Source organism: Sphingopyxis bauzanensis (assembly GCF_002205675.1).
GTDB classification, from domain to species: domain Bacteria; phylum Pseudomonadota; class Alphaproteobacteria; order Sphingomonadales; family Sphingomonadaceae; genus Sphingopyxis; species Sphingopyxis bauzanensis.
In genome coordinates, this window is record NZ_NISK01000004.1 from 208,532 (window position 1) to 235,347 (window position 26,816).

A 26,816-nucleotide genomic window follows, 5' to 3' on the forward strand; every position below is an offset into this window, starting at 1 on the left:
GTCAGCGCGCCTCGTAGAGCATTTTTGCCACCGCCTCGCGAAGCCATCGCGTCTTGACAAAACCGCGGTCGGTCAAGGCGATGAGCATGGCGTCGTCGTCGGCATAGCGTTTGAAATCGCTGATATACCCGTTGGTCCCGCCGGTATGGCCGTGCATCTTGACTCCAGACACTTCGCCAACGAAGACGCCATGCTCATCGCCTTGACCCCGCTCTCCGGCCGGTCCGCAGGTATCCGCATCATGTCTTCGAGCGACCGGCGCGAAACGATCTTTCCGGCGCTGCGCGCCGCATCAAGCGCAACAAATCATCGACGGTGGCCCGCACCGCGCCGGCCCCAAGCTGGATAAATGCATAATTCACCGCCTGCTCCAAGCTGCTCGGCGCACCATTGTATCCGAACGCGAGACCCGTCTCATTGACCGGCTGCGGATGGCCCATCAGGATATAGGGGCTTTCGATGCTGGTTCGCGGCCGTGATAGGTTGCAAAACGCTGGCCTTGAGCCGCGCTGGCCAGCGTCACGAACATCCACGCGTCCGCGCCGACGCCGATCGACAGCCATTGGTCGCTCGCCGCGCGCATTGCAGCAGCCAAGGTGGCCCCGATGCGGTTGGTCACTTGGATCATTCCTGCTCGAATCGGCCGCGATAAAGGCCCATGCCGATGGCGGCGGACGTTATCCGCCGTTGCTCCGTATCCATTTTTCGACCACCGGCGCAATATCCTCGCGCCATTTGCGGCCGTTGAAGATCCCGTAGTGACCGACTGTCTTCGCCATCAGATATTTCTTCTGTTCGGCCGGCAGGTTCTTCGCCAGCGTCAGCGCCGCTTTCGTCTGGCCGATCCCCGAAATATCGTCACGCTCGCCTTCGATCGCAAGCAGGGCAATATCCTCGATCGCATTCAGGTCCACCGGCTTGCCGCGATGCAGCATCTCGCCTTTGGGCAGCGCGTGGCGCTGGAACACGACATCGACGGTCTGCAGATAGAATTCGGCGGTCATATCGCATACCGAGCGATATTCGTCGTAGAATTCCTTCGTCTTGTCGGCCTCTTCGCCGTCGCCGTCGACCAGATGTTTGAACATCGACCAGTGACTCATCATGTGATTGCCAAGGTTCATCGACATGAAGCCCGCGAGTTGCAAAAACCCCGGATAGACACGCCGACCGGCGCCCGGATAATAGGCCGGGACCGTCGCGATGACATTTTCCTGGAACCACGCATGCGGGCGCGTCATCGCATGCTGGTTGACCGCGGTCGGCGCCTTGCGCGTATCGATCGGGCCGCCCATCATCGTCAGCGTTTTGGGACGGCATTTATTCTTGTCGGCGGCCATGATCGCCGCAGCGGCAAGCGCCGGAACGGACGGCTGGCACACCGCCAGCATATGCGCGTCGGGGCCGATATGCTCCATCCAGCCGATCAGATAATCGATATAATCGTCGAGGTCGAACTTGCCCGCCTCAAGCGGCACGTTGCGCGCATCGCGCCAGTCGGTGATCCACACATCATGCCCGGGCAGCATTCGCTCGACCGTGCCGCGCAGCAAGGTCGCATAATGGCCCGACATCGGTGCGACGATGAGCAGCTTGGGCGCGTCTTTCGTACCCTTATGCTTGAAATGCTTGAGCTGCCCGAACGGTTTGCGCGCCTCAACGACCTCGGTCACCGGCACCACTTGGCCACCGACGGCGGTCTCGTAAAGGTCGAACGCGGGCTTGCCGCGCGGCGCCGCGGCATGCGCGAATACTTCCAGCGCCGATGCAAATTGCGGACTGCCGCCAAAATAGCCCAGCGGGTTTGCCGGGTGCTGCATCACCTGCGCCCCCGCGGTCGCCAGCGCGCTCGCGCCCGCCAGCCAGCTCTTTTGCATTTCAAAGGCGTGATACAGCATGATCGATACGTTCCTTGGCAAGCCCCGACGCTCTTTGGGCGTCTGTTCGTTAGCGCCAGTCTAGGGCATCCAATCTATTGTGCAATGCGTCATAAACGCAGATCGCCCTCATCTTTGTCCGAAATTATGCGTCCAACTATGCAGTCCGGCTTCATAATCCATGAAGCAGAGCGCAATTCTGCGCCGTTGAGCGCGGGCGCCACCACTGCTAGGGCCGCTGCGATGGCCAGCACCCCCGACCTTTCCGCTGCGAAAGCTCCCACCGAACCCCGCCGCAAGCTCGGCAGCCTGCGGATGATCTGGCATTATGCCAGCCGCTACCCGCTGCAGCTGGTCATCGCCGCGGTCGCGCTCGGCGTCGCAGCGCTCGCGACCTTGGCAATCCCGTGGCAGTTTAAGGAAATGATCGACAGCGGCTTTGTCGCCGGTGGCGGCGATGTCGCGCCGCATTTCCGCTTGTTCTACGGCATTGTGCTGACGCTGGCGCTGGCCACCGCGCTGCGCTTCTATTTCGTCAGCTGGCTGGGCGAGCGCACCGTCGCTGACATCCGCCAGGCGGTACAGCGCAACCTGCTCCGCCTCGCACCGGGTTTTTTCGAGGAAAACCGCCCGTCCGAGATCGCCTCGCGAATGACGTCGGACACGACGATCATCGAACAGGTCGTCGGCACGACGGTATCGGTAGCGCTGCGCAACATGGTCATGGGAATCGGCGGCATTGCCTACCTCTTCACCCTGTCGCCCAAGCTCACCGGCGGCATCCTGCTCGGTATCCCGGTGATCATCATGCCGATCGTCCTGCTCGGTCGCCGCCTGCAAAATGTCTCGCGGACGAGCCAGGATCGCGTCGCCGACATCGGCGCGACGACGTCGGAGCAATTGGGCGCCATGAAGATCGTCCAGGCATTCGGCCAGGAAGACCGTGAAGCAGCGCGCTTCTCGAGCGCGGTTGAAGCGACCTTTGCGACCGCCAAACGCCGCATCCGCCTGCGCGCGATCATGACCGCGATCGTCATCGGGCTGCTATTCGGCGCGATCACCACTCTGCTCTGGTATGGGGCCGAGGGGGTTGCCGCGGGAACGATCACCGGCGGCACCATTGCTGCCTTCGTCCTCACCGGCGGGCTCGTCGCGGGCGCGTTCGGCGCGCTGACCGAAGTCTATGGCGACCTGCTACGCGCCGCAGGCGCCGCCGAGCGGCTCAGCGAACTGCTCAATGCGGAAGCGAGCATCGCCCCGCCCGCGCAGCCGCGCGCGTTCCCCGAACCGCCACGCGGTACGCTCGAATTCGCGAACGTCGAGTTCCATTATCCGACGCGCCCCGACGCCCCGGCCCTTCACAATTTCAGCCTCGCGATTCAGCCGCGCGAAACCGTTGCAATCGTCGGCCCCTCGGGCGCCGGCAAATCGACGCTGTTCCAGCTTGCCGAGCGTTTTTACGATCCACAGGCGGGGCAGATCCTGCTCGACGGCGTCCCGCTCGTTGAAGCCGACCCCGCCGACATCCGCACCCGCATCGCCATGGTGCCTCAGGAAACGGTGATCTTCGCCGCCTCGGCGCGCGACAATCTGCGGTATGGAAACTGGGACGCCAGCGACGAGCAACTGTGGGACGCCGCGCGTGCCGCCAATGCCGAGGAATTCCTCCGCAAGCTGCCCGACGGTCTCGACACCTTCATGGGCGAAGGCGGTGCCCGCCTGTCGGGCGGCCAGCGCCAGCGCGTCGCCATCGCCCGCGCGCTGCTCCGCCGTTCGCCGCTATTGCTGCTCGACGAAGCAACCTCGGCGCTCGACGCCGAATCCGAAAAGCTGGTGCAGGACGCGCTCGAAACCTTGATGCACGACCGCACGACGATCGTCATCGCGCATCGGCTCGCGACCGTGCGTGCCGCCGACCGCATCATCGTCATGGATAACGGCCGTATCGTCGAGGAGGGCAAACACGACGTGCTCGTCGCCGCCGATGGACTCTATGCCCGCCTCGCCCGCCTGCAGTTCCAGGACAATCTCGCTCCCGCCTGATCGCCCGCCCTCAAAGGATATGACGATGCTCTATGATATGACCGTTCCGGCCTATAAGAACGGCTTGGGCGCGCTGTCCGCGCAGCTCGACAAGGCGCTCGCAAGGGGCGCGGAGAACGGCGTCGGCGAAATGCAGCTGATCGTCGCGCGGCTCGCGCCCGACATGTTTCCCCTCGCCTCGCAGGTTCGCTTCAGCTGCCTCCAGGCCATCCAGCCGCCGACGCGTCTCGGCGCAATCGGCGCGCCCACGCTGACCGACGACGCGACCGACTTCGCAGGCCTTCAGGCACAGATTGCTGCAACACTGACATGGCTCGACACCGTCGACGCGGCCACCCTAGACGCCGACCCGGACCGGGCTGTCAGCTTCGATCTGCCCAACGGCATGGCCTTCGACATGACCGCGCGCACCTATGTCCGCGACTGGGCGCAGCCGCAATTTTACTTCCACCTTGTCGCGGCCTATTCGATCCTGCGCCACATGGGCATCCCGCTCGGCAAAGTCGACTATGTTGGCTATATGATGGCGTATCTCCGCCCCGGTACCACGCCGTCTGTCTGAACGGGGCTGGGAGCAGCTAGCGATCAGATGGTCACGGCATATCGCTCGATACCTGGAAAAGCGATGGCTGAGCCCCCGTTGCGCCGGATTTCACCGATGGCCTGATCGACGCGTAGGTACCGCGCCCGGGCTTCTGGCTCGAACATCAGCGTCGCCGGATCGCGCTGCCCTGATGCCACCTTCACCAGTTCGCCAAGCTGTGCGAGGTCGATCGCCTGACCATTCCAGCGGATCACGTCTGCAGTGTCGATGGTGATGCGGTTCTCCTCGCGCACCTCGGCGGGGCCAGCGTCAACGCCCGCCAAAGTCACATCGACACTATGCGTCGGCGGCGGAATGGTGATGATAAACATTACCAGCATCACCAGCATGACATCGATCAGCGGCGTCGTATTGATCAGCGGACTGGCATTGGGATCGGTGCGAAAAATGCTGCGGCGTCGGCGCATAGTCTTTCTCCCCATAGGGCGCAGCCGATGCTGTCTTTCCTGACCGGCAAACAGCGGCGCATGTTGCGACCTTGCGCCCTGCCTCGATCAGGCGACCGCACAATCGTTATGTGATAATATAACATTCTTCTGATCTGGCAAGCAAAACTCGCGCGTTTAGAATCGTCTGCGTCTTGCGCGAGCAAGGCCGGGATCGACACGTCCCGAAAAGAAAGGGCGGCACCTTGCGGTACCGCCCTCACTTGTTTCTTCCAGTCCCGATCGGGAGCGGAAACCGGTCTTACATGCCCGAGTTCGGACCGTAAGTGATTTCCACGCGACGGTTCTGGTCGTTGCGGACGCCATCGGCGGTAGCAACGGCCGGACGGCTTTCGCCGAAACCTTCAGCGCCGATCGAGCTATCCGAGATACCGCGAGCGGTCAGATAGCTGCGAACTGCGTCGTTACGACGGTTCGACAGGCCGACGTTGTACGTGGCCGCACCCGAACGGTCGGCGTGACCGGCCAGCATGACCTGCGTACCCGTGCAACCACGGTTGTAGGCGCTGATCGCGTTGTCGAGCGTCGAAGCCGCTTCCGGCGTGATGTTCGACTGATCCCAGTCGAAGTACACGATGTACGGTCCGGGCTCACACACCACCGGCGGCGGCGGGGGAGGCGGCGGGGGCGGCGGGGGCGGCGGGGGCGGCGGGGGCGGCGGCGCCACAACCGGCTCCGGTGCACCACCGAAGTTGTACGTCAGCGTACCCAGGATCGAGTGCGAGCGGAAGCGCGTCGAAACGTCACGGCCGACCTGATCAACCAGATCGATATTGTCGACGTTGAAGAAACGATACTTCAGACCGGCATCCCAGTTGCTGCTGAGCGGCGCGCGAACGCCGGCAATCGCCTGCCAGGCAAAGCCCGTGTCCGAATCGTCGAGGAACGCACCAGCGAAGACGGGTTCGACCGACACGCGGGCGACACCGGCACCACCGCCGACAAAGCCCTGCAGGCCGTCGTCGTCGCCGAAGTCGAGCATGCCGTTGACCATGAAGCTCAGCGCATTAGTATCGCCGTTAAGCGCCGTGCCGCCCGTGTAGAGCGCACCGGCTCCTGACGCAGACTGCGGAATGCCCGGAACGCCGAAGCGACCCGACTTGATGTCGGCTTCGCGATAGCCGACTTCGACTTCTGCGCGGAAACCGCCGAAATCATAACCAACCGTACCTTCGAAATCATAACCGGTGCGATGGTCCAACGATGCGGCATTGTTAAAGGTCCCGATGTCGAGATCCAGATCTTCGACGATCATCACACCGCCGCCGACGCCAACGTACCACGAGCCATCGCGGGCCAGAGCGGGCGACGCCAGGGCAGTGGAGGCTAACGCCACAGCTAAGGCAAGCTTCCTCATAGTAATTCCCCTTTCAAATTGAGATATACGTCTCGGCAGACGTCCTACTCGCCGCTTTGGTTCCGTGCAAGTGAACAAATCGCTAATCTGTTGCCAAAAAGTCGCACTTTTAAAACCAACGAGAGGAAATTCAGCCTGAAATCAGAAGACCCTGCGCCACTAGGTGCTGGATCAACGCACCTAGCGCGCTACGCGCTTCGGCATCGATTGTCGAGCTGCCAGATGGGGCGACGATGGTTACCGGTGCAACCCATTCGCCGTCGTCGAATCGGAGCCTCGCCCCAACGGCCAGCCGCACGACCACCATCCCGACTTGTGGCGCGACAAATCGCCAGTCGCCGGCCGTCCAGATCGCGATTACATTCCCCTGCCCGGACCAATCGCTCGTCGGGGCCTCGCCAACGAGCCAGCATTGCCCCGCTTCCGGTTCCGCGGGCGGATCGTTCAGCAGCCCGTCTTCGACCGTGGCATGGACAACGACAAGGACAGCGACAGTCCAAAGTCGCCGACCTGGCGAATCGCTATCATCGTATCGGGCGGCAGCGCCGCCAGAGCAGCGGCCGCGATATGCAAATCCGGGCTCGTGCGTTCCCAAGGCGCAAAACCGGGGACCGGCGGTGACAAGGTGATCCGCCACGCCTCCTGCCCCGCGATCGGCAGGTCGACATGGTCAGCCGCGCGATCCCTTCGCACAGCGCCTCGCGCCGGCCCGCCGAGAATCCGGCCCTGCGCCGCCGTTCCCGATACATCGCATTGCCCGTCACCTCCGCCGCGCGCGCCGATGCGGCGACGTTCGAAGACTCCGCCATCGATTCCAGATACAGGGTCATCTGCGCGGCCCCCGGACGCACGCTGCGCGCATCCCGGGTCGCCGCCTTGCCGATCTGCGCCATGGACCGACCTCCCCAAACGCCAGTTGGGCCGGAACAGCCTTCCGCCAAACGGAAGGCCACCGGCCCGACTCGCAATTCTTCATGATGTGGAACTTGTGCCATATCAGCGTCAAGGTATCAAAAGATATAACCTATATGGCTATCTCACCAAATCTTGAACTGCGCGCTCACTCGCTCTCGCCGCCCGCCAGGTCGCGCGCGACCTTGGGATCCCGCAGCAGTTTTTCGATATGGCTCGCCTCGTCAAAGCTCTCATCCGACAGGAATTTCAGCTTCGCGGCATATTTCATCGCCATCCGTTCGGCGACGCTCTTTTGCAGCCAGGCAGTGTTGGTGCGCAGCGCCTTCAGCACCGCTTCTTCTTCCTTGCCGAGCAGCGACTTTACGAACACCGTCGCATGGCGCAGATCCGACGACATGCGAACCTCGGTGACGCTCACCGGGTGCTTGGTCAGCTGATCGTCATGCACGTCGCCGCGCGCGAGGATTTCGGACAGGATATGGCGCACCTGTTCGCCAACGCGCAGCGCGCGGACCGTGGGGCCCTTGGTGTCTGCCGCTTTCATGCCGCACCCATCTCCAATTCATCCAGCTTCGCGACAATCCGCGCGATCGAGCGCAAGTTGCGCGCCGTACCCTTATGCTCCAGCCGCCGCTCGATCAGGCGTGCAGTCAATTTGCTTTCGCCCACGCCGTCCCCATAATCGATATAGAGTGCACGGTCGCCGAGCGCGAGGCGCTCGTTCGGCTTGATCCATTTGTCGGCCGCCAGCGCATCAAACTGCGCCTGCGTTGGCTGCCCGTCGAGGAACATAGTATGGACAAATTTATCCTCATTGGTTCCCGCAAACGGATTGTCGACGATCGCCGCGGCAAGCTCGTCACGATCGCGCACCAGCGCCGCGCACTGCATGTCAAACCGGTCATCGACCATCAACGTCAGCTTTTCCTCCAGCCCGCGCGTCGGCCGCGCGGGGTGCGAGAAAATGACATTGCCGCTGGCCACCACCGTCTCGACATCGGCGAACCCCTCGGCCGCGAACGCCGCGCGCAGATCGGCCATCGTCAATCGGTTGCCGCCGACATTGATGCTGCCGAATAAGGCCACATAGCGAGCCATGCCGACGCCTCCTGATCCGCGCTCGGCGAACGCCTGTTACAGCGTCCGTTCGCGCATTTCGACTTCGAAGACTTCCAGATTGTCGCCTGCCTTGATGTCGTTGGTATCCGACAACACGACACCGCATTCCAACCCGGCGCGCACTTCAGCGACGTCGTCCTTGAAGCGGCGCAGCGACGCGATGGTCGTTGCCGACACGATGACATCGTCGCGCGTAAGGCGTGCATGCAGCCCCTTGCGGATGATGCCTTCGAGCACGAGCAGACCCGCGGCCTTGTCGCGCTTGCCGGCCGGGAATACGTCCTTGACCTCGGCACGCCCGACAACGGTTTCGATCCGCTCCGGACCCAGCTCGCCCGCCATTTCCTTCCGGATTTCGTCGGTTAGGTGATAGATCACGTCATGGTACATGAAGCGCACATTTTCGCGCTTCGCGATGTCGCGCGCCTTCGGATTCGGACGGACGTTAAAGCCGATGATCGGCGCCTTGGTTGCCGCCGCCAGCGTCACATCGCTTTCGGTGATTGCCCCGGCGCCCGACTGGAGCACGCGGACGCGGATCTCGTCGGTCGACAGCTTGTTCAGGGCGTTCACGATCGCTTCGACCGAACCCTGCACATCGCCCTTGATGATCACCGGGAACTGGATGACGTTGGTCTTGTCGGCCAGCGCCTCGAACATCCCTTCCAGGCTGACCGGCGCCTGCACGGTGCGCTTGCGCGTCGCCTGTTCCTGACGATAGGTCGCGACTTCGCGGGCGCGCGCTTCATTTTCGACGACGGTGAGCGTATCGCCCGCCATCGGGACACCGCCCAGACCGAGGACTTCGACCGGCATCGACGGGGTCGCCGACTTGATCTGCTTGCCCTGATCGTCGATCAGCGCGCGAACGCGGCCGCTTTCGGCGCCGCAGACAAAGATGTCGCCAACCTTGAGCGTCCCGCGGCGAACGAGGATCGTCGCCACCGGGCCGCGGCCCTTGTCCAGCTTTGCCTCGACCACCGTGCCTTCGGCGGCGCGGTCGGGGTTGGCTTTCAGCTCCATGATTTCGGCTTGCACCGCGATCGCGTCGAGCAGCTTGTCGAGCCCGGTCTTCTTCAGCGCCGACACTTCGACATTCTGCACGTCGCCGCCCATTTCCTCGACCACCAACTCATGTTCGAGCAGGCGTTCGCGGACGCGCTGGGCATTGGCGCCTTCCTTGTCGATCTTGTTGATCGCAACGATGATCGGCACGCCCGCCGCCTTCGCATGCGCGATCGCCTCGATCGACTGCGGTTTCAGCCCGTCGTCGGCCGCCACCACCAGGATGACGATGTCGGTGACATTGGCACCGCGCTGACGCATCTCGGTAAAGGCTTCGTGGCCCGGCGTATCGAGGAAGGTGACCAGCGACCCGTCGGGGGTCTTCACCTGATAGGCGCCGATATGCTGGGTGATGCCGCCGGCCTCGCCCGCAACGACATTGGCGCCGCGCAGCGCGTCGAGCAGGCTGGTCTTGCCGTGATCGACATGGCCCATGATCGTGACCACCGGCGCGCGCGGCTTCAGATGTTCGGCGTCGTCGATATCTTCGTCGTGACGAATATCGACATCGCCTTCGCTGACGCGGATGATCTCATGCCCGAATTCGGTGACCAGCAGTTCGGCGATGTCCTGATCGATCGTATCCGTGCTCGCCGACGGGCTGCCCATCCTGAACAGCGCCTTGACCAGGTCGCCGGTCTTTTCGGCCATGCGGTTCGCGAGTTCGGCAACCGTGATGCTTTCGGGCACCACGACTTCGCGGACCTGCTTTTCGCGCGGTCCCGACGATGCGGTGTGCGAACGCTTTTCCTTTTCGCGAGCGCGCTTCAGCGCCGCCAGGCTGCGGGCGCGGGCGCCTTCATCTTCGTTGAGCGCCCGCGTGACGGTCAGCTTGCCCGACTGGCGACGCGTATCGCCACCGCGGCTCGGCTTGGGCTCGGGACGCTTCGGCTCGGGGCGCTTGGGTGCCTCGACCGGGGTAAAGCGGCGCGGCGCCGGAGCGGCGCTGGTTGGCGCGCGCGGGGCGGCTGCGGGCTGCGGCGCCTCGGCTGCGGGAGCCTCGGCAACCGGCTCGGCAGCGGCGGCAGGCGCCGGTGCGGGCGTCGGCTCGGCGGGCTTGGCGGGCTTGGCGGCCGCCTGTTCGGCACGCTGCTTTTCTTCTTCGGCAGCGCGGGCGCGTGCAGCCTCTTCGCGGCGGCGATTGTCCTCGAGCGACGACATGCGCGCCTCTTCGGCCTCGCGCAGCAATTGCGCCTGGCGCTCCTGGCGCGACATCAGGCTGTCATTCTCACTCACGCGCGGCGCTGCGGGTTTCGGCGCGGGCGGAGGAGCAGCAACGGGCGCGGGCGCCGGAGCGGCCTCGACCTCTTCCACCACCGGTTCGGGCGCAGGATCGCCGGGACGACCGAGCACGCGGCGACGCTTCACCTCGACCACCACAGTATTGCGGCGACCATGGCTGAATTGCTGCTGCACCTGTCCGGCCTCGACCGTCCGCTTCAGCCCCAGGGGCTTGCGGGTCAGGGTCGGTTTGTCCTGTTCGTCACTCATCGAAACTCATCATTCCTTCAAAACGCGTCCGAAGCGGCGGAGCCTGTCGGCGCCGCCCCAATTTTGTCCTCGCCAGCAAGCGGCGGGGCATGCGGGTCGGAATCGCGGTTGGCCGCGTCCCTACTCCATCCTGTAAAAAACTGCCAGCGGCTCAAATGCGCCAGCACCCGCGCCGCAGCGCGGGCGTCGGTCAACGCCAGATGCACCGCATTCTCGCGGCCCAATGCCATAGATAGGGTGCTGCGGTCCACCGGCAAGACCAGTCCCTCGCGCCCCGAGCCTTCCGCATCTTCGCCGACGCGCCAGGCCTGCGCCAGTTTCTTGCGGCCATCCTCGCCGGCATCGCTGGCGTGGAGGAGCAAGCGAACCTGTCCCTTGCGCGCCGCGGTTTCGATCTTTTCATTGCCGCTCAGCAAGGTGCCCGACCGCGATTCCAGCCCCAGCCGGTCGAGCGTCGCCCGCGCCAGCTGCGCTTCGATGCGCGCGCCCAGATCGTCGGGGATGGTAAAATTGCCGTCCTGCAACGCCCGCGCGAGTCCGCTCTTCAGCTTGCCCTTCGTTTGGGCCGCTTCGAGCGTCGCGCGGTCGACGCCGATCCACGCTCCGCGCCCCGGCGCTTTGCCGAGCACGTCGGGCGCAATACCTCCGTCAGGGCTGAGCGCCAGGCGCACAAGCCTTTCGGCCGGCGAAACCTCGCCGGTGATGACGCAGCGCCGTTCAGGCACATGCTGGCCGCGCCGACCAGCGCGGTCTGGTTCGCTCAGCTGATCATTGTGCGGGGTCCGCATCAGCGGCCTCCCCGGCTTGCGGTGCGGTTTCCACCGGTTCGCTCGACTCTTCGTCGTCGAACCAGTGGGCGCGTGCCGCCATGATGATCTCGTTGCCCTGCTCTTCGCTCAGGCCATATTCGCCCAGCACGCCGCCCCTGTCCTCGGCGCGCTCGCTGCGCGGCGGGCCGCGGCGGTTATCGGTGCGCTTCTTGGCGATCAGCTCGTCAGTGGCGAGGTCGGCAAGATCGTCGAGCGTCTTGATCCCCGCCTTGCCCAGCACGACCAGCATCGCTTCGGTCAAGTGCGGTATCGCAGCCAGATCGTCTTCGACGCCCAGTTCGCGGCGTTCGGCGCGCGATGCTTCTTCGCGGCGCTCCAGCCCCTCGAGCGCGCGGCTCTGCAGTTCCTGCGCCAGTTCCTCGTCGAACCCTTCGATCCCGGCGAGTTCCTCGATGCCGACATAAGCGACTTCTTCAAGTTCGGTGAAGCCCTCGGCGACCAGCAGCTGCGCCAGCGTTTCGTCGACGTCCAGCTCTTCCTGGAACATCGTCGAGCGCTCGACAAATTCGCGCTGGCGCTTTTCGCTCGCGTCAGCCTCGGTCATGATGTCGATCTGGCTGCCGGTGAGCTGGCTTGCTAGACGGACATTCTGGCCGCGGCGACCGATGGCGAGCGACAGCTGGTCGTCGGGAACGACGACTTCGATGCGGCTGTCATCTTCGTCGATGACGACGCGCTGGACCGTTGCCGGCTGGAGCGCGTTGACGACAAAGGTCGCGGTGTCTTCGGACCAGGGGATGATGTCGATCTTTTCGCCCTGCATTTCCTGCACAACCGCCTGGACGCGGCTGCCCTTCATGCCGACGCAGGCGCCGACCGGGTCGATGCTGCCGTCATAGCTGATGACACCAATCTTGGCGCGCGAACCCGGGTCACGGGCAGCGGCCTTGATCTCGATGATGCCGTCGTAAATCTCGGGGACTTCCTGCGCGAACAGCTTTTTCATGAAGTCGGGGTGGGCGCGCGACAGGAAAATCTGCGGCCCGCGCGTTTCGCTGCGCACCGACAGGATCAGCGCCCGGACGCGGTCGCCGACGCGCATCAGTTCGCGCGGGATCTGCTGGTCGCGGCGGATGACCCCCTCGGCGCGGCCGAGGTTGACGACGATATGGCCGAATTCGACCGATTTGACGACACCGGTGATCAGTTCGCCCGAGCGGTCCTTGAATTCTTCAAACTGCCGCGCCCGGTCGGCTTCGCGGACTTTCTGGAAAATCACCTGTTTCGCCGACTGCGCGTCGATGCGGCCCAGATCCACGGCGGGCAGCGGATCGACGATGAAGTCGCCCAGCTGAGCGTCCTTCTGCAATTTCTGACCCGCGGCCAGGTCGACCTGCTTGAAATAATCCTCAACCGTCTCGACCACCTCGACGACGCGCCACAGGCGCAGGTCGCCGGTCTGGACGTCCAGCTTGGCGCGAATGTCGTTCTCGGCGCCATAACGGGCGCGCGCCGCACGCTGGATCGCTTCTTCGATCGCCTCGATGACGATCGTCTTGTCGATCATCTTCTCGCTGGCGACGCTGTTGGCAATCGCCAGCAGTTCGGCGCGGTTGGCAGAAATGGCAGTGGCCATCAGTCCTGTCCTTCTTCTTCCAGTTCGTCGGCGCCTTCGGCTGAAAGCGGGACGGTTGCAGCAATGAGTTTGTCGGTGAGCACCAGCTTCGCCGTATCGATCGCGTCGAACGGCAGCTTATGCAGGGCCTCTTCCTTGTCTAAAATCGTGACGACATCGCCGTCGATCCCGACCAAGAGGCCGTTAAAGCGCTGGCGGCCGTTGAGTTTTTCCTTCAGCGCGACCTTCGCCTCATGCCCCGCCCAGTCGGCGAAGTCGCTGCGGCGGGTCAGCGGCCGGTCGATCCCCGGCGACGATACTTCCAGCCGATACGCCTGCTCGATCGGATCCTTGCCCGCTTCCTCCAGCGCGTCGAGCTGCACCGAAATGCGGCGCGACAGGTCGGCGCAATCGTCGATCGTCAGCTGGCGCGTTTCGGGGCGCTCGGCCATCACCTGCAAGGTCGGATCACTCTCACCACCAAAAAAGGCGACGCGCACGAGCAACAGGCCCATCGCCTCGGCTTCGGGCGCGATGATCGCATTGAGGACGTCAAGATCGGCCAAGTCAGTCTTTCAAATCGGATGACCGGCAAGCAAGTGGGTATAGCCGCCGCGGCCCGCGGCCCCGACGTCCCAACTGGCTAACCATGTCAAGAAGTAGGCCGCATATAGGCCGCACCGGGTGAGTCGGCAAGGGGGAATGCCGATCGACGGACGATGTGGGCGCACATCCCCTTGTTAACCCATTTGCTCCTAGAAACCAGCATGCGCCAGAATAGGCTTATCTCGCTCGTCTGCACCTGCGCCACGGCGTCGCTCGCCACATCCTGCACGTCGCTCCCTGCTCCGCCCTACAATCTGGCCGCCGATTGGCATGCGATGGCCGATCAATATGGCTATGTTGCCAGCATCGGCTATTTCACGCCGGCCCAGATGCGCGTTTCGAGCTGGGAGTTCGCGCGTATGCAATCCGCGGCCGGGTCGCTGTGCACGGGATTTCGTTACGCCGTTCGCCGCGACGTTCAATGGTTCAAAACGCGGCGCGGGTCGGGCCGCAGATGCGCGCGCGTGGTCTATACCTTTCGCTGCACGGCCGGAGAGGACGTCGGCAAGGCCATTCCTGCCGATGCACTTGAAGCCACCCGGGCCCATATCATGGCCGAACCGGCCGACGGGCAACTCGAAAATGATTGCGGAGAAAAGGACGCGGACAAGATCCACCGTCCCCGCCAGACGCCCGTCGTGCGCGCACCACAATCGCCCGTCGGCAACGACCAGCAATAGTCCGGCGCTCATTGGGTCACGGAATCCTTACCTCGTCGAGCCAGCACAGCGCGTTCGCATCGAGGTTCCCGCGCTTCACCTAAAGTCGCTCTCGCCCCGACAGCCGACGCACCCGCCGTCGGACGAATTGCGCAAAAGCTTGACTTTTTGCCAATTTGTTGCAATCTACCATTGCTAACGTCGCCTGCGACGGAAATTTGATGCCTACGGCTGAGACTTCCCTTCACGCGCTACCAGCTCCTCCGGCGCTTTTGCCGGTTGATTATCTGTTTTCGTGAAAGGAAACATCTTATGCCTATCGGCACCGTAAAATTCTTCAACAGCGACAAAGGCTATGGTTTCATTGCCAATGAAGATGGTTCGGGCGACAGCTTCGTCCACATCACTGCCGTCGAGCGCGCCGGCATGTCGACGCTGAACAAGGAACAGCGCGTTTCTTACGAGCTGGAAACCGACCAGCGCGGCAAGACCTCGGCTGTCAATCTTCAGCCTGCATGAATGAACTCCGGCCTGGCGTCCCTGGGGCGCCGGGCCGGACCATTCGCCGATCATTCGGCATCCAGCTCGCTCCAGCGCCAAGGGACTGCCCGATGGATATGAACGAGCTTTTCTACCATCACCAGATGGCCTTGATGGCATCGGGCCAGCCGCGCGGCCGCGGCGCCAGCGCCCGCCATGCGCGTTTCGACCTGCCCGGCCATTACGCCCAGCGCATCGATGCCTATCGCGCCAAGCGCGGCATGCGCCAATATTTCGCCGGCCCCCCGCATTCCGAGACGCCCAAGATCGGTTAGTCGACCCTTTCGACGACGATATGCGGCCAGCGCGCCTTCAGCCGTCCGGCCCAGCGCTCATAGGGCCACGGAATCACTTCCTGATCGAGCCAGAACAGCCGCGCGCCAGCGCGATCGTAAAGATGCACTTCGTCATCGCTATCCTCCTGCCGCACGATGCGCACTTTGGCTATTTGTGAGGGATGGATGCGCCCTTCGTCGCCGCCGCTGCGTCCGATGCGCCCTTGCCACCACACCAGCTCGCCCGTAGCCGGATCGATGAAGCTGCCGCGGTTCGGATTGGCAAGCATGTTGAGCCCCGCGCCCAGCGCGACCAGCGCTCCGAACCCCTGCGCCAGCGGCACCAGCCACGGCGCACATTCGCGGCCGTCATCGCTGCAATTGTCGGCCGGATCGATGACCGATCCGGCCCACAGAAACACCAGCCCAAAAGCCAGCAGCAACCACATGCGCCAATCGGTGCGCGCGCTGCGGCGGTAGGTTGGAATTCCCACGTCGGTCATGGCAAGGCTTTACCCGAACGGCGTCAACAGGTCGCTAACGGCCGCTCGTTGGCCTTTCCGGGTCAGTCCCCACCGCCCTGCCCGTGGCGCCGCGGCACAGCGCGCGCGCACTGCAACATTTTATTGGCGTTTGCCGTATAAGGCAGATTGGCACCCCGATCGCGCGAATCGGCGCGGGCGCGGCGATGGGAATTTGGCGATTGATGAAGCCCGAACTCAACCTGACCGCCCGCTCGACCTGGCGCGACCCGGCGCCGGAAAAACCGGCGGGGCCGGGGCGTGCCTTTTGGGCGGCGATCGTTGCGGTGATGGCCGTCGCGTGTCTGGCGTTTCTGCTGTCGAGCGGGCAGCTTCGCCCGCCCGCCGTGTTCGGCCCCTACAGCGTCTCGGTACCGCTCGATTTTCGCGCCTATGACCCCGCGCGCTGGGCGATCATGAATGCCGAGGATTATGAGGAAGCGCTCAAGATCGACCCGACGCTGCCCGATCCGGCCAGCATCGGCTTTGGCGACGCTGCGGCGCTGCCTCCCGCCGACCCGGCCTTGCTGCGCGACGAAGCCTTTGTCGGGCCGCCCGCCAAACCCTATGTCTTTCGCGGCGTCACCGCGCTCGACCGCGAACGCGCGCATTATTGCCTGACGTCGGCCATCTACTACGAGGCAGCGTCGGAGACTGACGACGGCATGCGCGGCGTCGCGCAGACGGTCATCAACCGCGTCCGCCACCCGAGTTTCCCCAACACCGTGTGCGGCGTTGTGTTTCAGGGGTCGCAGCGCGCCGGGGTCTGCCAGTTCACCTTCAGCTGCGACGGCGCGATGGCGCGGGCGCCGAGCAAGCCCAACTGGCTGCGCGCCAGCCGTGTCGCTTCGGCAGCTCTCGGCGGATTCGTGTTCCCCAAGGTCGGCCTCGCGACCCATTATCACACCCAGGCGATTTGGCCGCGCTGGGGCAAGAGCCTGGTGATGACCAATATCGTCGGCGCGCATATCTTCCACCGCTGGCGCGGTCGCTGGGGCATGCCCGACGCGTTCCGCGCCCCGTACCTCGGCCGCGAGCCAGTCCCCGGGCCCTATCTGCCGCTGGCGCAGCAACTCGCGATCCTGAAAGGTCAGGGCCTGCCGCCCGGTGCGGGTCCGGCCCCGATGCTCGGCGGCGTCGGCGCCCCGCTCCCCGATGTCGCCGCCGCGCCGCTACCTAGCACCATGGCACCGACCGCTCCTGTCATATCATCGCCCGTAGCCGCCCCGATTCCGGCGCCGACCTACACCGACCCCCGGCTAAACCAGTCGGGTCAGATCCGCGAAGAATTCCGCGGCAGCGGAGAGTGGAAACGCTGAGCCAATCGGGCTAGCCTGCCTGCCACGCGGCAAGGAGGCGGATATGGGACATGTCAAAGGCATCGGCGGGCTATTTTTTCGGGCGCGCGATCCCGACGCGCTCAACGCCTGGTACAAGGAACGGCTGGGCATCGGAGCCGGGTGCAACGCCGACGACACCGGCCCGATCGACGAATGGACATGGAATGTCGCCGCGGGTCCGGTGGTGTTCGCGCCGTTCAAGGCCGACACCGACTATTTCGCCGCCGACCGCCAATATATGATCAACCTGCGCGTCGACGATCTTGAAGCCGTGCTCGCCCCATTTTATGCGGCGGGCGACGATGTGATCATCAAGGAAGAATGGAACGACCCCGCGACCGGCCGGTTCGCGCGCGTCCACGACCCCGAAGGCAATCCGATCGAGCTGTGGGAACCGCCCGCGACCAAATAGCCCCGTTTTTCTCCCGTCCCTTGCAGGGAGGGGAGAAATCTCACCGCCCCTGGCTACGCCAGCGCTTAACCACGCGCTCCAGAATCTCCGCCTCGCCGCCGGTTTCGCGCCACAGCTTCGAGAACAGCGGATCGCTCGACGCGGGCCGCTTATCTTCCTCCAGCGTATCGAGATAGACGCGGATCGGGATAGACACGCCTTCGCCGCAGACGATACATTCGCGGTTACGCAGCGCCGGGATCGAATCGATGAAACCGCGCGCGCCTTCGGGCATCGCGGCTTTCACGAAATGCTGGTCGCGCTCATTGTTCAGACGCATCGAAATGATCGTGCCGCACTGCGACAGCACGCCTTCGGCCAGATCGGAGGGGCGCTGGGTGATCAGCCCCAGCGACACGCCATATTTGCGGCCTTCCTTGGCGATCCGTTCCAGGATCTTGCGCACCGCCTGGCCCTGCCCCGTGTCTTTCGACGGGATGTAGCGGTGAGCTTCTTCGCAGACGAGCAGGATCGGGCGCTGCGGCTCGCCGCGCGACCAGATCGCATAGTCGAACGTCAGTCGCGACAGGACCGCGACGACAACCCCGGTGATGTCCGACGGCACCCCCGACACGTCGATGATAGAAATCGGGCGCCCGTCGGAAGGCAGACGGAAAATCTTGCCGAGAAAGGTCGCCATCGTGTCGGCGACCAGCATGCCCGAGAACATGAAATTATAGCGCGGATCGGCGCGCATTTCCTCGATCTTGCCCTTGATGCGCATGAACGGCGCGCTCGACGTCGCCTTGTCGAGCTTGCCCATCTCGTTGGTCAGGATGTTCAGCAGGTCGGACAGCAGATAGGGGATCGGCGAATCGACCGTGATCTTGGTCATGCCTTCGGCGAGCCGGTTCTTCGTCCGCGCCTGCAACAGACAGCGCGACAGCACGTCGCAGTCGGACTGGCGGTCGCGGCCTTCAGCGGTGACGAACACTTCGCAATGTTCCTCGAAGTTCATCAGCCAATAGGGCATAGCGAGGTTGTCGACGTCGAACAGCGCGCCGATGCCCTTGAACGCCGCAGAATATTCGCCGTGCGGATCGATCATCACGATATGACCCTGCGGCGCCAGTTCGCAGATCTTGTGCAGGATCAGCGCCGCGCTGGTCGATTTACCGGTACCGGTCGACCCCAGCAGCGCAAAATGCTTGCCGAGCATCGCATCGACATAGAGCGAGCCGCGGATATCCTTAGTGGGATAGACGGTGCCGATTTCGACATGCGCGCGCTCGTCAGCAGCATAAATCTGTTTGAGGTCGGCGCTGGTCGCCGCGAACACCTGGCTGCCCGGGATTGGATAACGGGTGACGCCGCGGCGGAAATTCGAAATCCGGCCGGTGATTTTTTCTTCTTCGCCTTCGCCCAGGAAGTCGATCGTCGCAACGATCAGCCCTTCGCCGCGCTCGTGCAATTGCTGGTCGCGGATGCTGGCGATCAGCCAGATATTGCCGACGCGAACCTTGACCTGCGCCCCGACCTGCCCGGCCATGGCGACGGCGGCATCGGTCGACGCCGACAATTTGCCGATCGTCACCGCATCAAGCAGGATGCGCGAGGCCGAACCCGAAATATCGATCACTTCGCCGATCATCAGATCGTCACGATGATGATTGATCACCGGCGCCACCGAAGCGGCCACGCCGCCACCGGCGAGCCGAACATGCTGCGCCGCGGTCGAATCACCGGCGGGAAATCCGCCACCCTGCATATCCATCAAAATGCCCCGCCTAAAATTGTCCCGTACTTCGGTATCGCAGGTCAGGGTAAATATTGGCTAAAGGCGTCCGCCCCGGAACTTGGGTCAACGACGGCGGAAAATCGCCGATGCGGCATAGCCGAGCAGCAACGATAGGATCACCGCGGTCAGGCCATAGAGAAAGCCGTGACGCTCCGCCGCCAGCGCGACAAAACGCTCAAACCCTGCCTTGCGGATCTGGACGTCGCGCGACGCGACCGCGAGCACGCGGCCGCGGCTGATCAAAAAGGTTTCGGCGCGATAGGTACCGACCGGAACGCGCGCGGGTACCGGGATGCGCGCGCGATAAAGCACCCCCTCGGTAATCTCGACCGCCGCCGGATTTTCATAGAACAGGCCAAGGCGGCGATAGAGGTCGGTCAGCCCGGCTTCGAAGCGTTCGAGCTTGCTCGCTTCGGAAAACTCGGTCGGCGACATCGACAGATTGGCGAGCCCAAGTTCGAAGATCGCTGCGGTGCGTTCGTCGACCAGCTTGTCAATCGGGCGCGACGATCCGATCGCATAGAATCCCGGCGAGGTGCGCAAACGGATGCTGCTGGCGTTGACCCAGATCCCGGCAACGCGGCGCTTTTCGCGCAGCACGATCGGGCGCACCGGCCCTTTCAGCACCACGACGATGTCCGCACGGTCGTCGGGCAGCCGCTGGCCGGGATAGAGGATCGCGCCGAACAACAGCAATTCCTCGCCGGTAAAGCTGTATTGGATGTCGATCGCGCGGCTCGACACATCGGGAACCAGCCGCGGATCGGCCGCCTGCACCGTGACCGGCGCGAAGATCAGCGCGACGAGCATCAGAACCGAGGCGCGCCAACCGGTCATTGCACCGAGTAAATTTCATCGGGGCGGATGAACAACCCGACCGCCATTTGTAGCGCCACCAACAGCACGATCACCGCCAGCGCCAGCCGCAGATATTCTGGCCGCGCCTTTTGCGCAAAGCGCGCCCCGAACTGCGCTCCCACCACGCTACCCAGGAGCAGCAGCGCCGCGAGCACGATGTCGACCGCCCCCGTCGTCAGCGCATGCACCATCGTTGTCGCGATCGTCACGAACAGGATCTGGAACAGCGACGTGCCGACAACGACCTGCGTCCCCATGCCAAGCAGGTAAAGCATCGCGGGGACCATGATGAACCCGCCGCCGACCCCGAGCAGCATCGTCAGCACCCCGCCGATCATCCCGAGCAGCAGCGGCGCGAGCGGCGAGATGTACAGACCCGAACGATAGAAGCGCCAGCGCAGCGGCAGGTTGGCGACCATCGGATGGTGGCGCCGTTTGCGCGCCGGGGCGGGCAATCCGGCCTGCGCGGCGCGAAAGCTGCCCCACGCCTCGCGGCCCATGAACGTGCCGACGGTGCCGAGCAGCGCCACGTAAAGGATCGAAATCACCGTATCGATCTGGCCCCAGGCGGTGAGCAGTTCGAACAATCCGGCGCCAATCAACGACCCGAGCAGGCCGCCCGCGACGAGCACCGCCCCCATGCGCAGATCAACCCCGTCGCGTTCAAGATGCGCCATCACCCCCGATACGCTCGCGCCGGTGACCTGCGTCGCCGCCGATGCCGCCGCAACGGTCGGCGGAATGCCGTAAAAGATCAGCAGCGGCGTGGTCAGGAACCCGCCGCCGACCCCGAACATGCCCGACAAAAAGCCGACGCCGCCGCCCAACAAGACGATGACCAGTGCATTGACCGACAGATTGGCGACAGGAAGGTAAAGGTCCATGGGCCTCAAAACATGCGTCTGCGGCGTAAAACTGCGCCGAGTCCCTTGACCCTAGACCATTTTTCCGGGGCGGGGAATCGGCTGAACCGCTATTTTTGCCGCGGTTTGAAAGTCGCTCGCGAGCGTCTGCGCAAGCCCGCTGGCGGGACGCGCGTCGCCCGCGATGCGCTGGCGCCGATCGAGCACGATCCGGCTGCCTTCGCTGACATCGGGCAGGCGCAAAGACAACCGCGGTCCGACATTGACGCGCGCCGCACCCGGCTGCACAGCGCCTGCCGCCAGCGCGCCGACCCGCAGCGGCGAACTATCGTCAGCACCGACCCTGTGGTCGATCACAATCGCCCCATCGGCAAACCTGTCGTGCCGCCGCGCCCCGACGATACCGGCCTACCCATAGGCTTCGAGCCGGAACCCGTGCGGCAGCGCAACGTCGCCGACCCCGCCGCTGACCATCGCGGCAAGCGCCATGCGCCCCGCTCTCCCCACGGCAACCCGCTGCTCGACAGCGACGTCGACCGGCCAATGCGCCAGCGGGGCGAATGCGAGACCAAGGGCCAGCTCGCGCTGCGCGGGACGCCGCACCGCGATCGTCGCGCGACGATAGGCGCGCGCGGCCCGTATCGCCAAAGCCACAGCCCAGCCGTAGTCCCGCCCCAGCCATGCGGTCGATAGCGCCACCCACCAGCCTCGTGCCACCGTGATATCGCGCCAGCCCCCCCGATATTGCTAGGACGCAAGGCGGATTTGTAAAGCTGAGCGCATAGAGCTAGGACACCGGCCATCCCTGGGCAACAAGAGGAATCACCGACCCATGACCGGCAGAAATCCGCCCCGTTCCGCGCTGCGCGACTTTCTAGAGAGCGAAAGCGCCGGAGGAATGCTGCTGATTTTCGCCGCCATAATGGCGATGATTATCGCCAATTCGGCGTTGGGCGATGATTATCACCATCTAATCCATGCGGTGACCGGACCTGTGCTCACCGACAAGCTCGGCCCGATGACGGTTCATCTATGGATCAACGACGGGTTGATGGCGGTATTTTTCCTGCTCGTCGGGCTTGAAATCAAGCGTGAGTTTGTCGACGGACGGCTGGCGAGTTGGGACCGGCGGCGCTTGCCCTTTATCGCGGCGGCAGCAGGGATGGCGGTACCCGCTGCACTTTACCTAATATTCGCCGGGTCGACGCCGGGACTGGCGCAAGGCTGGGCGATCCCGGCCGCGACCGACATTGCCTTTGCGATGGGCGTGCTGGCGCTCCTCGGCAAGCGCGCGCCGACGTCGCTCAAACTCTTCCTCGTCACCGTTGCCATTGTCGATGACATGGGCGCGGTCGCGATCATCGCGCTCTTCTATACGGCCGAGATCAACATGATGGCCCTCGCCGCCGCTGCCGCGATCCTGGGCGCGATGTTCGTCATGAACCGGCAAGGGGTGAAAAGCCTGCCGCTCTACGTGCTGATGTTCCTGTTCCTGTGGTACGCGATGCTGCTCTCGGGCGTCCACGCCACGATCGCCGGGGTGCTGGCTGCGATGGCGATCCCGTTCGAGCGCACCCCTGGAACCCCCGACAGCCAGACCTCGCCGCTTCACCGGCTCGAACACGGTCTCCATCCCTGGGTCGCCTTTGCCATCGTGCCGCTGTTTGGCTTCGCCAACGCCGGGGTCGATATTGGCGCGCTGACGATCGAACAGATTTTCGCGCCACTGCCGCTGGGTATCGCGGCCGGCCTCTTCTTCGGCAAACAGATCGGGATTTTCGGCAGCGTCTGGCTCGCGGTCAAATTCGGCATCGCCGGCAAACTGCGCGGCGCGACCTGGCTCCAGATCTATGGTATTGCGATGCTGTGCGGGATCGGCTTCACGATGAGCCTATTCATCGGCGGCCTCGCCTTCCCCGGCAATGCGCTGCTGATCGAAGAGGCCAAGATCGGCGTCCTGATGGGATCGCTCGCCGCGGCGCTGGTCGGCTTTGCCGTGCTACGCTTCGCCCCGCTCCATCACCAGCATGATGCTGTCGAACGCGAATCCGCCGCCGAAATCGCCGCTGACGGCGATGTCGAGGACACCTCCGAAGACGACGATCCGGTTACCGCATGATGCTCCGGTCGATAATCTTGGTGCTGGCGGCCGCCTCCATATTGTCGGGCTGCGCGGCGAACCAAACTGTGCGCGGCACGGCCGACGTCGCCGCCATTGACGTGCGCCGCGCCCCGGCCTCGGCGCAGGCGCTGAACGACATTGCCGCGACGTACCTCCGGCTGACACTCGAAATCGGCACCCATGAAGACGGCTATATCGACGCCTATTATGGCCCGTCCGAACTCAAGACTGCAGCCGAGGCGGCCCCGCGCGACAAGCCCACCTTGCTCGCCGCGACGCGCGACCTGACCGCCCGGCTCAACGCGACCGCGCGCCGCCTGTCCGACCCGCTCGACCGCCGCCGCGCCGCCTTCCTCAGCGCCCAGCTGCGCGCTGCCGAAACGCGGCTGATGATGATGGAGGGCACCCGCTTCACCTTCGCCGACGAGGCCGAACGCCTGTTCGGCGTCCGCCCGCAGCTCAAACCCTTCGCCAGCTACGACCGGCACCTCGCCGCGGTCGAGGCGCTCGTCCCCGGCGACGGCCCGCTGGCGACGCGCGTCGAGGCCTATCTCGACGCCTTCACCATCCCCAAGGATCGGTTGCAAAAGGTGTTCGACGTCGCGATCGCGCGCTGCCGCGGTCGCAGCCTCGCGCATATCCCGATGCCCGACGGCGAGAGCTTCCGGCTCGAGTTCGTCACCGGCAAAAGCTGGAGCGGCTATAATTATTATCAGGGCGCGTATCACAGTCTGATCCAGGTCAACACCGACCTGCCGATCCGTCTGTCGCGCGCGCTCGATCTTGGCTGCCACGAAGGCTATCCGGGCCACCATCTGCTCAACATGAAGCTTGAGGAAAAGCTGGTCAAAGAGCGTGGCTGGACCGAATTCAGCGTTTATCCGCTCTACAGCCCGCAAAGCCTGATCGCCGAAGGAACCGCCAATTACGGCATCGACCTCGCTTTCCCTGAAGCCAGCAAGGCCGAGACCGAACGCGACGTGCTGATGCCGCTCGCCGAAATCGCGGTGCCGTCGGACGATCGCTACTGGCAGCTGCTCAAAGCGATCGATGCGCTGGGCGGCGCACGACTGACGATCGCGCAGCAATATCTCGACGGCGTGATTGACCGGCCGACCGCAGTGGCGCTGACCCAGAAATATCTGCTGGTGTCGGGAAAGCGCGCCGAACAATCGGTCAGCTTCACCGATCAATATCGCAGCTATGTCATCAACTACGGCCTCGGCGAAACGATGGTCCGTGCGCATGTCGAACGCGGAAAGCCCAGCCGCGACGAGATGTGGCGGCGGATGGCGAAGCTGGTCAGCGAACCGACGCTGCCATCGGACCTGCTCGCACGGTGACCATGGCCGCGACGCTCTTGTGGCTCGGCCAGTCAGGATCGCCGCGGCGTCCGCCCGCGGGAGTGTACCCGCGGGGTTGAGCAAAAAAAGGCCCCTCCCCTTCAGGGGAGGGGTTGGGGTCGGGGCTGGCGAGATTGCGCAAGGCCGCTGGCTCCCACCCCGCTCGACCAAAGCCTGGCAAAAGCCGGACCAAGTCTCACTGCCCCTCCCCTGAAGGAGAGGGGCTTGCCGCGTCAAACCCGACAAGGAGCAAAACCATGCTCGACAAATCCGATATCCACAGCCGTCTCGAAGCCCCGGTCCTCAAGGACTATGGCGTTTACCTCGCGGTCGATCGCCTGCTCGCCTGCCAGAAGCCGCTCGCCGACCTTGTCACCCCCGACGAGCTGCAATTCCAGATCGTCCATCAGGTCGAGGAATTGTGGATGAAGCTCGCTGCCTTCACGCTCGCGGAAGTTGACGAGCATCTGCGCGGCGGCCAGATAATGCGCGCCATCACCCTGTTCGGGCGAGTCCATATGCTGCTGCGCATGATGACCGACCAGCTGGCGCTGATCGAGACGATGAGCCCCTATGACTATCAGGCGATCCGGCTCCAACTGGGCAACGGATCGGGGCAGGAAAGCCCGGGGTTCCAGTTGCTACTGACGCTGCCCGCCGGGCTATGGGACACCTATCGCGCCAAATATCTCGAGCCACAGGGCCGCGCCCTCACCGATATCTACGACACCGGCTATACCCACGACGAAGCCTATATGGTCGCCGAGGCGCTGATCGAATTCGACGAGCTGTTCCAGAAATTCCGCGCCCACCACATCTACCTCGTCCATCGCTCGATCGGCATGGGATCGAAAGCGATCAGCGGGCGCGCCGTCGACCTGCTCGATGCCGGCGCACGGCATCGCTTCTTCCCCGAACTATGGGCCATCCGCGCCCAGATGACCGACCGCTGGGGCGCCGAATATGGCGTCAAGCGCGACAGCATCCGTCACGGCGACGCGGGGCATGGCAGCGGGGTTTAGAGACTCGCCAAGTAGTTGTCGTTGCGATCCCGGCGAAAGCCGGGAGAAGCAATCCAGGACGGTTTACGCAGGCTCTGGATTGCGTCGCTGTGCTCGCAAGGACGAGGGTCAGATATCGACGACAATCTTCCCGAAATGCCCGTTCGCGGCCTGATGCCGAAACGCATCGGCGAGGCAGTCGAGCGGGAAATGGTCGCTGATGATCGGGCGGATGCCGTTCGCCTCGATCCCGGCGATCATGTCGAGCTGTTGCCGGCGGCTGCCCACGGTCAGACCCTGCACGCGCAGGTTCTTCGCCATCAGCAGACCGGTCTGGACCGGTCCGGCGAAGCCCGCGAGGACGCCGATCAGCGCAACATGGCCGCCGACGCGGGTGGCCATCATCGACTGGTCGAGCGTTCCCGCGCCGCCGATTTCGACGACGGTATCGACCCCGGCCCCGCCCGTGAGCTCAAGCGCCTTGGCACCCCACGCGGGCACCTCCTTGTAGTTGATCAGTTCGTCGGCGCCGAGTGCTTTCAGCCGCTCGAGTTTGGCGTCGGACGAGCTGGTCGCGATCACCTGCGCGCCCGCAGCCTTGGCGAATTGCAGCGCGAACACCGACACCCCGCCGCTGCCCTGCACCAGCACCGTCGATCCCGGCTGGGTTGAGCCATCGACGAACAGCGCGCGCCATGCGGTCAGCCCCGCGCAGGTCAAAGTCGCAGCCGCGGCGGCGCTATACCCCCGCGGGGTGCGCGTGAACCAATGCTGCGGGGTTACCACCACTTCGCGCGCATAACCGTCGATGCCATCGCCCGGAACGCCACGAAACGCGGTCGCGGGCGGGGCGCCGTCGATCCAGTCGGGGAAGAAGATCGACACCACCGTGTCGCCCGGTTTGAACTGCGTGACCCTCTCGCCCACCGCCTCGACCGTCCCGGCGCCATCGGACATCGGGATGCGTCCGTCGGCGGCGGGGATCATCCCGACGACGACGGCATAGTCGTGAAAATTGAGCGACGACGCGCTCAGCCGGACGCGGATCTCGCCCGGCCCGGGATCACCGGGGTCGGCCAGATCGGTCAGCGTCAGATTGTCGAGCGAGGCGGGGGCGCGCAGTCGCATTGCTTTCATGGCATTTTCCTTCAGTGAGTTGCGTGCGGCGGACCCTCCGCCCAAATCTCGTCACCCTGA

Annotated in this window: 31 protein-coding genes; 10 read left to right on the forward strand and 21 right to left on the reverse strand. The window is 64.2% G+C overall.

Features of this window, described 5'->3' with window-relative positions; translation table 11 throughout:
• Position 1 precedes the first annotated feature (1 nt).
• The 4 genes from CDQ92_RS21215 to CDQ92_RS16495 all read right to left on the reverse strand — a co-directional run bounded on the left by CDQ92_RS21215 (position 2) and on the right by CDQ92_RS16495 (position 1,898).
• Entirely contained in the window at positions 2-157 is a 156-nt protein-coding gene (locus CDQ92_RS21215; protein ID WP_158213881.1) for a hypothetical protein, read from the reverse strand.
• An 82-nt stretch (positions 158-239) separates the two neighbouring features.
• Positions 240-440: a hypothetical protein gene (locus tag CDQ92_RS16485; RefSeq protein ID WP_088442693.1), complete on the reverse strand. Its 201-nt coding sequence runs from the start codon at positions 438-440 to the stop codon at positions 240-242.
• The gene (locus CDQ92_RS16490; RefSeq protein ID WP_144035810.1) at positions 440-619 is read right to left on the reverse strand and encodes a hypothetical protein; all 180 of its coding nucleotides are present in this window, start codon (positions 617-619) and stop codon (positions 440-442) included. The genes CDQ92_RS16485 and CDQ92_RS16490 overlap by 1 nt, the downstream gene beginning before the upstream one ends.
• A gap of 58 nt (positions 620-677) precedes the next feature.
• Positions 678-1,898 (reverse strand): polyhydroxyalkanoate depolymerase, encoded by a 1,221-nt coding sequence (locus CDQ92_RS16495; protein ID WP_088442697.1) that lies wholly within the window; start codon positions 1,896-1,898, stop codon positions 678-680.
• 222 nt (positions 1,899-2,120) lie between these two features.
• On the opposite strand from CDQ92_RS16495, the gene CDQ92_RS16500 reads away from it, so the two are divergent.
• Positions 2,121-3,920, forward strand: a complete 1,800-nt coding sequence (locus CDQ92_RS16500; protein WP_088443395.1) for an ABC transporter transmembrane domain-containing protein — start codon at positions 2,121-2,123, stop codon at positions 3,918-3,920.
• A gap of 25 nt (positions 3,921-3,945) precedes the next feature.
• Positions 3,946-4,482, forward strand: coding sequence for a DUF1993 domain-containing protein (locus CDQ92_RS16505; RefSeq protein ID WP_188682367.1), 537 nt, complete (start codon positions 3,946-3,948; stop codon positions 4,480-4,482).
• A 23-nt stretch (positions 4,483-4,505) separates the two neighbouring features.
• On the opposite strand, the gene CDQ92_RS16510 is transcribed toward CDQ92_RS16505, so the two are convergent.
• The 10 genes from CDQ92_RS16510 to rimP form a co-directional block, all read right to left on the reverse strand.
• Entirely contained in the window at positions 4,506-4,931 is a 426-nt protein-coding gene (locus tag CDQ92_RS16510) for an ExbD/TolR family protein (protein ID WP_088442701.1), read from the reverse strand.
• Positions 4,932-5,211: 280 nt separating this feature from the next.
• Positions 5,212-6,327, reverse strand: a complete 1,116-nt coding sequence (locus CDQ92_RS16515; RefSeq protein WP_088442703.1) for an OmpA family protein — start codon at positions 6,325-6,327, stop codon at positions 5,212-5,214.
• Between the two features lie 130 nt (positions 6,328-6,457).
• Positions 6,458-6,778, reverse strand: a complete 321-nt coding sequence (locus tag CDQ92_RS21995; protein WP_419722528.1) for a DUF2793 domain-containing protein — start codon at positions 6,776-6,778, stop codon at positions 6,458-6,460.
• Complete coding sequence (locus CDQ92_RS21690; protein ID WP_229667390.1) at positions 6,772-7,020, reverse strand: hypothetical protein; 249 nt, start codon at positions 7,018-7,020, stop codon at positions 6,772-6,774. Before CDQ92_RS21690 ends, CDQ92_RS21995 begins: the two co-directional genes overlap by 7 nt.
• Before the next feature lie 367 nt (positions 7,021-7,387).
• Positions 7,388-7,786: a 30S ribosome-binding factor RbfA gene (rbfA, locus tag CDQ92_RS16530; RefSeq protein WP_088442707.1), complete on the reverse strand. Its 399-nt coding sequence runs from the start codon at positions 7,784-7,786 to the stop codon at positions 7,388-7,390.
• Entirely contained in the window at positions 7,783-8,340 is a 558-nt protein-coding gene (locus tag CDQ92_RS16535; protein WP_088442709.1) for a DUF1697 domain-containing protein, read from the reverse strand. Before CDQ92_RS16535 ends, rbfA begins: the two co-directional genes overlap by 4 nt.
• A 36-nt stretch (positions 8,341-8,376) precedes the next feature.
• Positions 8,377-10,917 carry a translation initiation factor IF-2 gene (gene infB, locus CDQ92_RS16540; protein WP_088442711.1) on the reverse strand — a complete coding sequence of 847 codons (2,541 nt, stop codon included), beginning with the start codon at positions 10,915-10,917 and terminating at the stop codon, positions 8,377-8,379.
• 17 nt (positions 10,918-10,934) lie between these two features.
• Positions 10,935-11,705: a DUF448 domain-containing protein gene (locus CDQ92_RS16545; RefSeq protein ID WP_088442713.1), complete on the reverse strand. Its 771-nt coding sequence runs from the start codon at positions 11,703-11,705 to the stop codon at positions 10,935-10,937.
• Entirely contained in the window at positions 11,686-13,323 is a 1,638-nt protein-coding gene (nusA, locus tag CDQ92_RS16550) for a transcription termination factor NusA (RefSeq protein ID WP_088442715.1), read from the reverse strand. The genes CDQ92_RS16545 and nusA overlap by 20 nt, the downstream gene beginning before the upstream one ends.
• The gene (gene rimP, locus CDQ92_RS16555; protein ID WP_088442717.1) at positions 13,323-13,868 is read right to left on the reverse strand and encodes a ribosome maturation protein RimP; all 546 of its coding nucleotides are present in this window, start codon (positions 13,866-13,868) and stop codon (positions 13,323-13,325) included. Before rimP ends, nusA begins: the two co-directional genes overlap by 1 nt.
• Positions 13,869-14,069: 201 nt before the next feature.
• Between rimP and CDQ92_RS16560 the strand changes: the two genes are divergently transcribed.
• The 3 genes from CDQ92_RS16560 (at position 14,070) to CDQ92_RS16570 (ending at position 15,382) form a co-directional block, all read left to right on the forward strand.
• The gene (locus CDQ92_RS16560) at positions 14,070-14,588 is read left to right on the forward strand and encodes a hypothetical protein (RefSeq protein WP_088442719.1); all 519 of its coding nucleotides are present in this window, start codon (positions 14,070-14,072) and stop codon (positions 14,586-14,588) included.
• 291 nt (positions 14,589-14,879) lie between these two features.
• Positions 14,880-15,086, forward strand: a complete 207-nt coding sequence (locus CDQ92_RS16565) for a cold-shock protein (protein WP_088442721.1) — start codon at positions 14,880-14,882, stop codon at positions 15,084-15,086.
• Positions 15,087-15,178: 92 nt separating this feature from the next.
• Positions 15,179-15,382 carry a hypothetical protein gene (locus tag CDQ92_RS16570; protein ID WP_088442723.1) on the forward strand — a complete coding sequence of 68 codons (204 nt, stop codon included), beginning with the start codon at positions 15,179-15,181 and terminating at the stop codon, positions 15,380-15,382.
• Here the strand turns inward: CDQ92_RS16570 and CDQ92_RS16575 are convergent.
• Entirely contained in the window at positions 15,379-15,876 is a 498-nt protein-coding gene (locus CDQ92_RS16575; RefSeq protein WP_237246131.1) for a hypothetical protein, read from the reverse strand. The two genes, CDQ92_RS16570 and CDQ92_RS16575, sit on opposite strands and share 4 nt — an antisense overlap.
• Positions 15,877-16,070: 194 nt before the next feature.
• Between CDQ92_RS16575 and CDQ92_RS16580 the strand changes: the two genes are divergently transcribed.
• Entirely contained in the window at positions 16,071-17,222 is a 1,152-nt protein-coding gene (locus CDQ92_RS16580; protein WP_229667388.1) for a cell wall hydrolase, read from the forward strand.
• Between the two features lie 43 nt (positions 17,223-17,265).
• Positions 17,266-17,655, forward strand: a complete 390-nt coding sequence (locus CDQ92_RS16585) for a VOC family protein (protein ID WP_088442727.1) — start codon at positions 17,266-17,268, stop codon at positions 17,653-17,655.
• Between the two features lie 40 nt (positions 17,656-17,695).
• On the opposite strand, the gene CDQ92_RS16590 is transcribed toward CDQ92_RS16585, so the two are convergent.
• The 5 genes from CDQ92_RS16590 to CDQ92_RS16610 all read right to left on the reverse strand — a co-directional run bounded on the left by CDQ92_RS16590 (position 17,696) and on the right by CDQ92_RS16610 (position 21,807).
• Positions 17,696-19,408, reverse strand: a complete 1,713-nt coding sequence (locus CDQ92_RS16590) for an ATP-binding protein (protein WP_188682363.1) — start codon at positions 19,406-19,408, stop codon at positions 17,696-17,698.
• 87 nt (positions 19,409-19,495) lie between these two features.
• A complete protein-coding gene (locus CDQ92_RS16595; protein WP_229667386.1) occupies positions 19,496-20,269 on the reverse strand; it encodes a TIGR02186 family protein in 774 nt (257 codons plus the stop codon).
• Complete coding sequence (locus CDQ92_RS16600; RefSeq protein WP_088442729.1) at positions 20,266-21,174, reverse strand: sulfite exporter TauE/SafE family protein; 909 nt, start codon at positions 21,172-21,174, stop codon at positions 20,266-20,268. The genes CDQ92_RS16595 and CDQ92_RS16600 overlap by 4 nt, the downstream gene beginning before the upstream one ends.
• 51 nt (positions 21,175-21,225) lie before the next feature.
• On the reverse strand, positions 21,226-21,510 hold the full coding sequence (locus CDQ92_RS16605; protein ID WP_088442731.1) for a hypothetical protein: 285 nt from the start codon (positions 21,508-21,510) through the stop codon (positions 21,226-21,228).
• Positions 21,511-21,561: 51 nt separating this feature from the next.
• Positions 21,562-21,807 (reverse strand): hypothetical protein, encoded by a 246-nt coding sequence (locus tag CDQ92_RS16610; RefSeq protein WP_144035811.1) that lies wholly within the window; start codon positions 21,805-21,807, stop codon positions 21,562-21,564.
• A gap of 178 nt (positions 21,808-21,985) precedes the next feature.
• On the opposite strand from CDQ92_RS16610, the gene nhaA reads away from it, so the two are divergent.
• From nhaA to CDQ92_RS16625, 3 genes are all read left to right on the forward strand, one after another.
• The gene (nhaA, locus tag CDQ92_RS16615) at positions 21,986-23,272 is read left to right on the forward strand and encodes a Na+/H+ antiporter NhaA (RefSeq protein WP_088442735.1); all 1,287 of its coding nucleotides are present in this window, start codon (positions 21,986-21,988) and stop codon (positions 23,270-23,272) included.
• Positions 23,269-24,618: a hypothetical protein gene (locus CDQ92_RS16620; RefSeq protein WP_229667385.1), complete on the forward strand. Its 1,350-nt coding sequence runs from the start codon at positions 23,269-23,271 to the stop codon at positions 24,616-24,618. The genes nhaA and CDQ92_RS16620 overlap by 4 nt, the downstream gene beginning before the upstream one ends.
• A 257-nt stretch (positions 24,619-24,875) precedes the next feature.
• Positions 24,876-25,640, forward strand: a complete 765-nt coding sequence (locus CDQ92_RS16625) for a tryptophan 2,3-dioxygenase family protein (RefSeq protein WP_088442739.1) — start codon at positions 24,876-24,878, stop codon at positions 25,638-25,640.
• 108 nt (positions 25,641-25,748) lie between these two features.
• Here the strand turns inward: CDQ92_RS16625 and CDQ92_RS16630 are convergent, their stop codons facing one another.
• Entirely contained in the window at positions 25,749-26,756 is a 1,008-nt protein-coding gene (locus CDQ92_RS16630; RefSeq protein ID WP_088442741.1) for a zinc-dependent alcohol dehydrogenase family protein, read from the reverse strand.
• Positions 26,757-26,816: the final 60 nt, after the last annotated feature.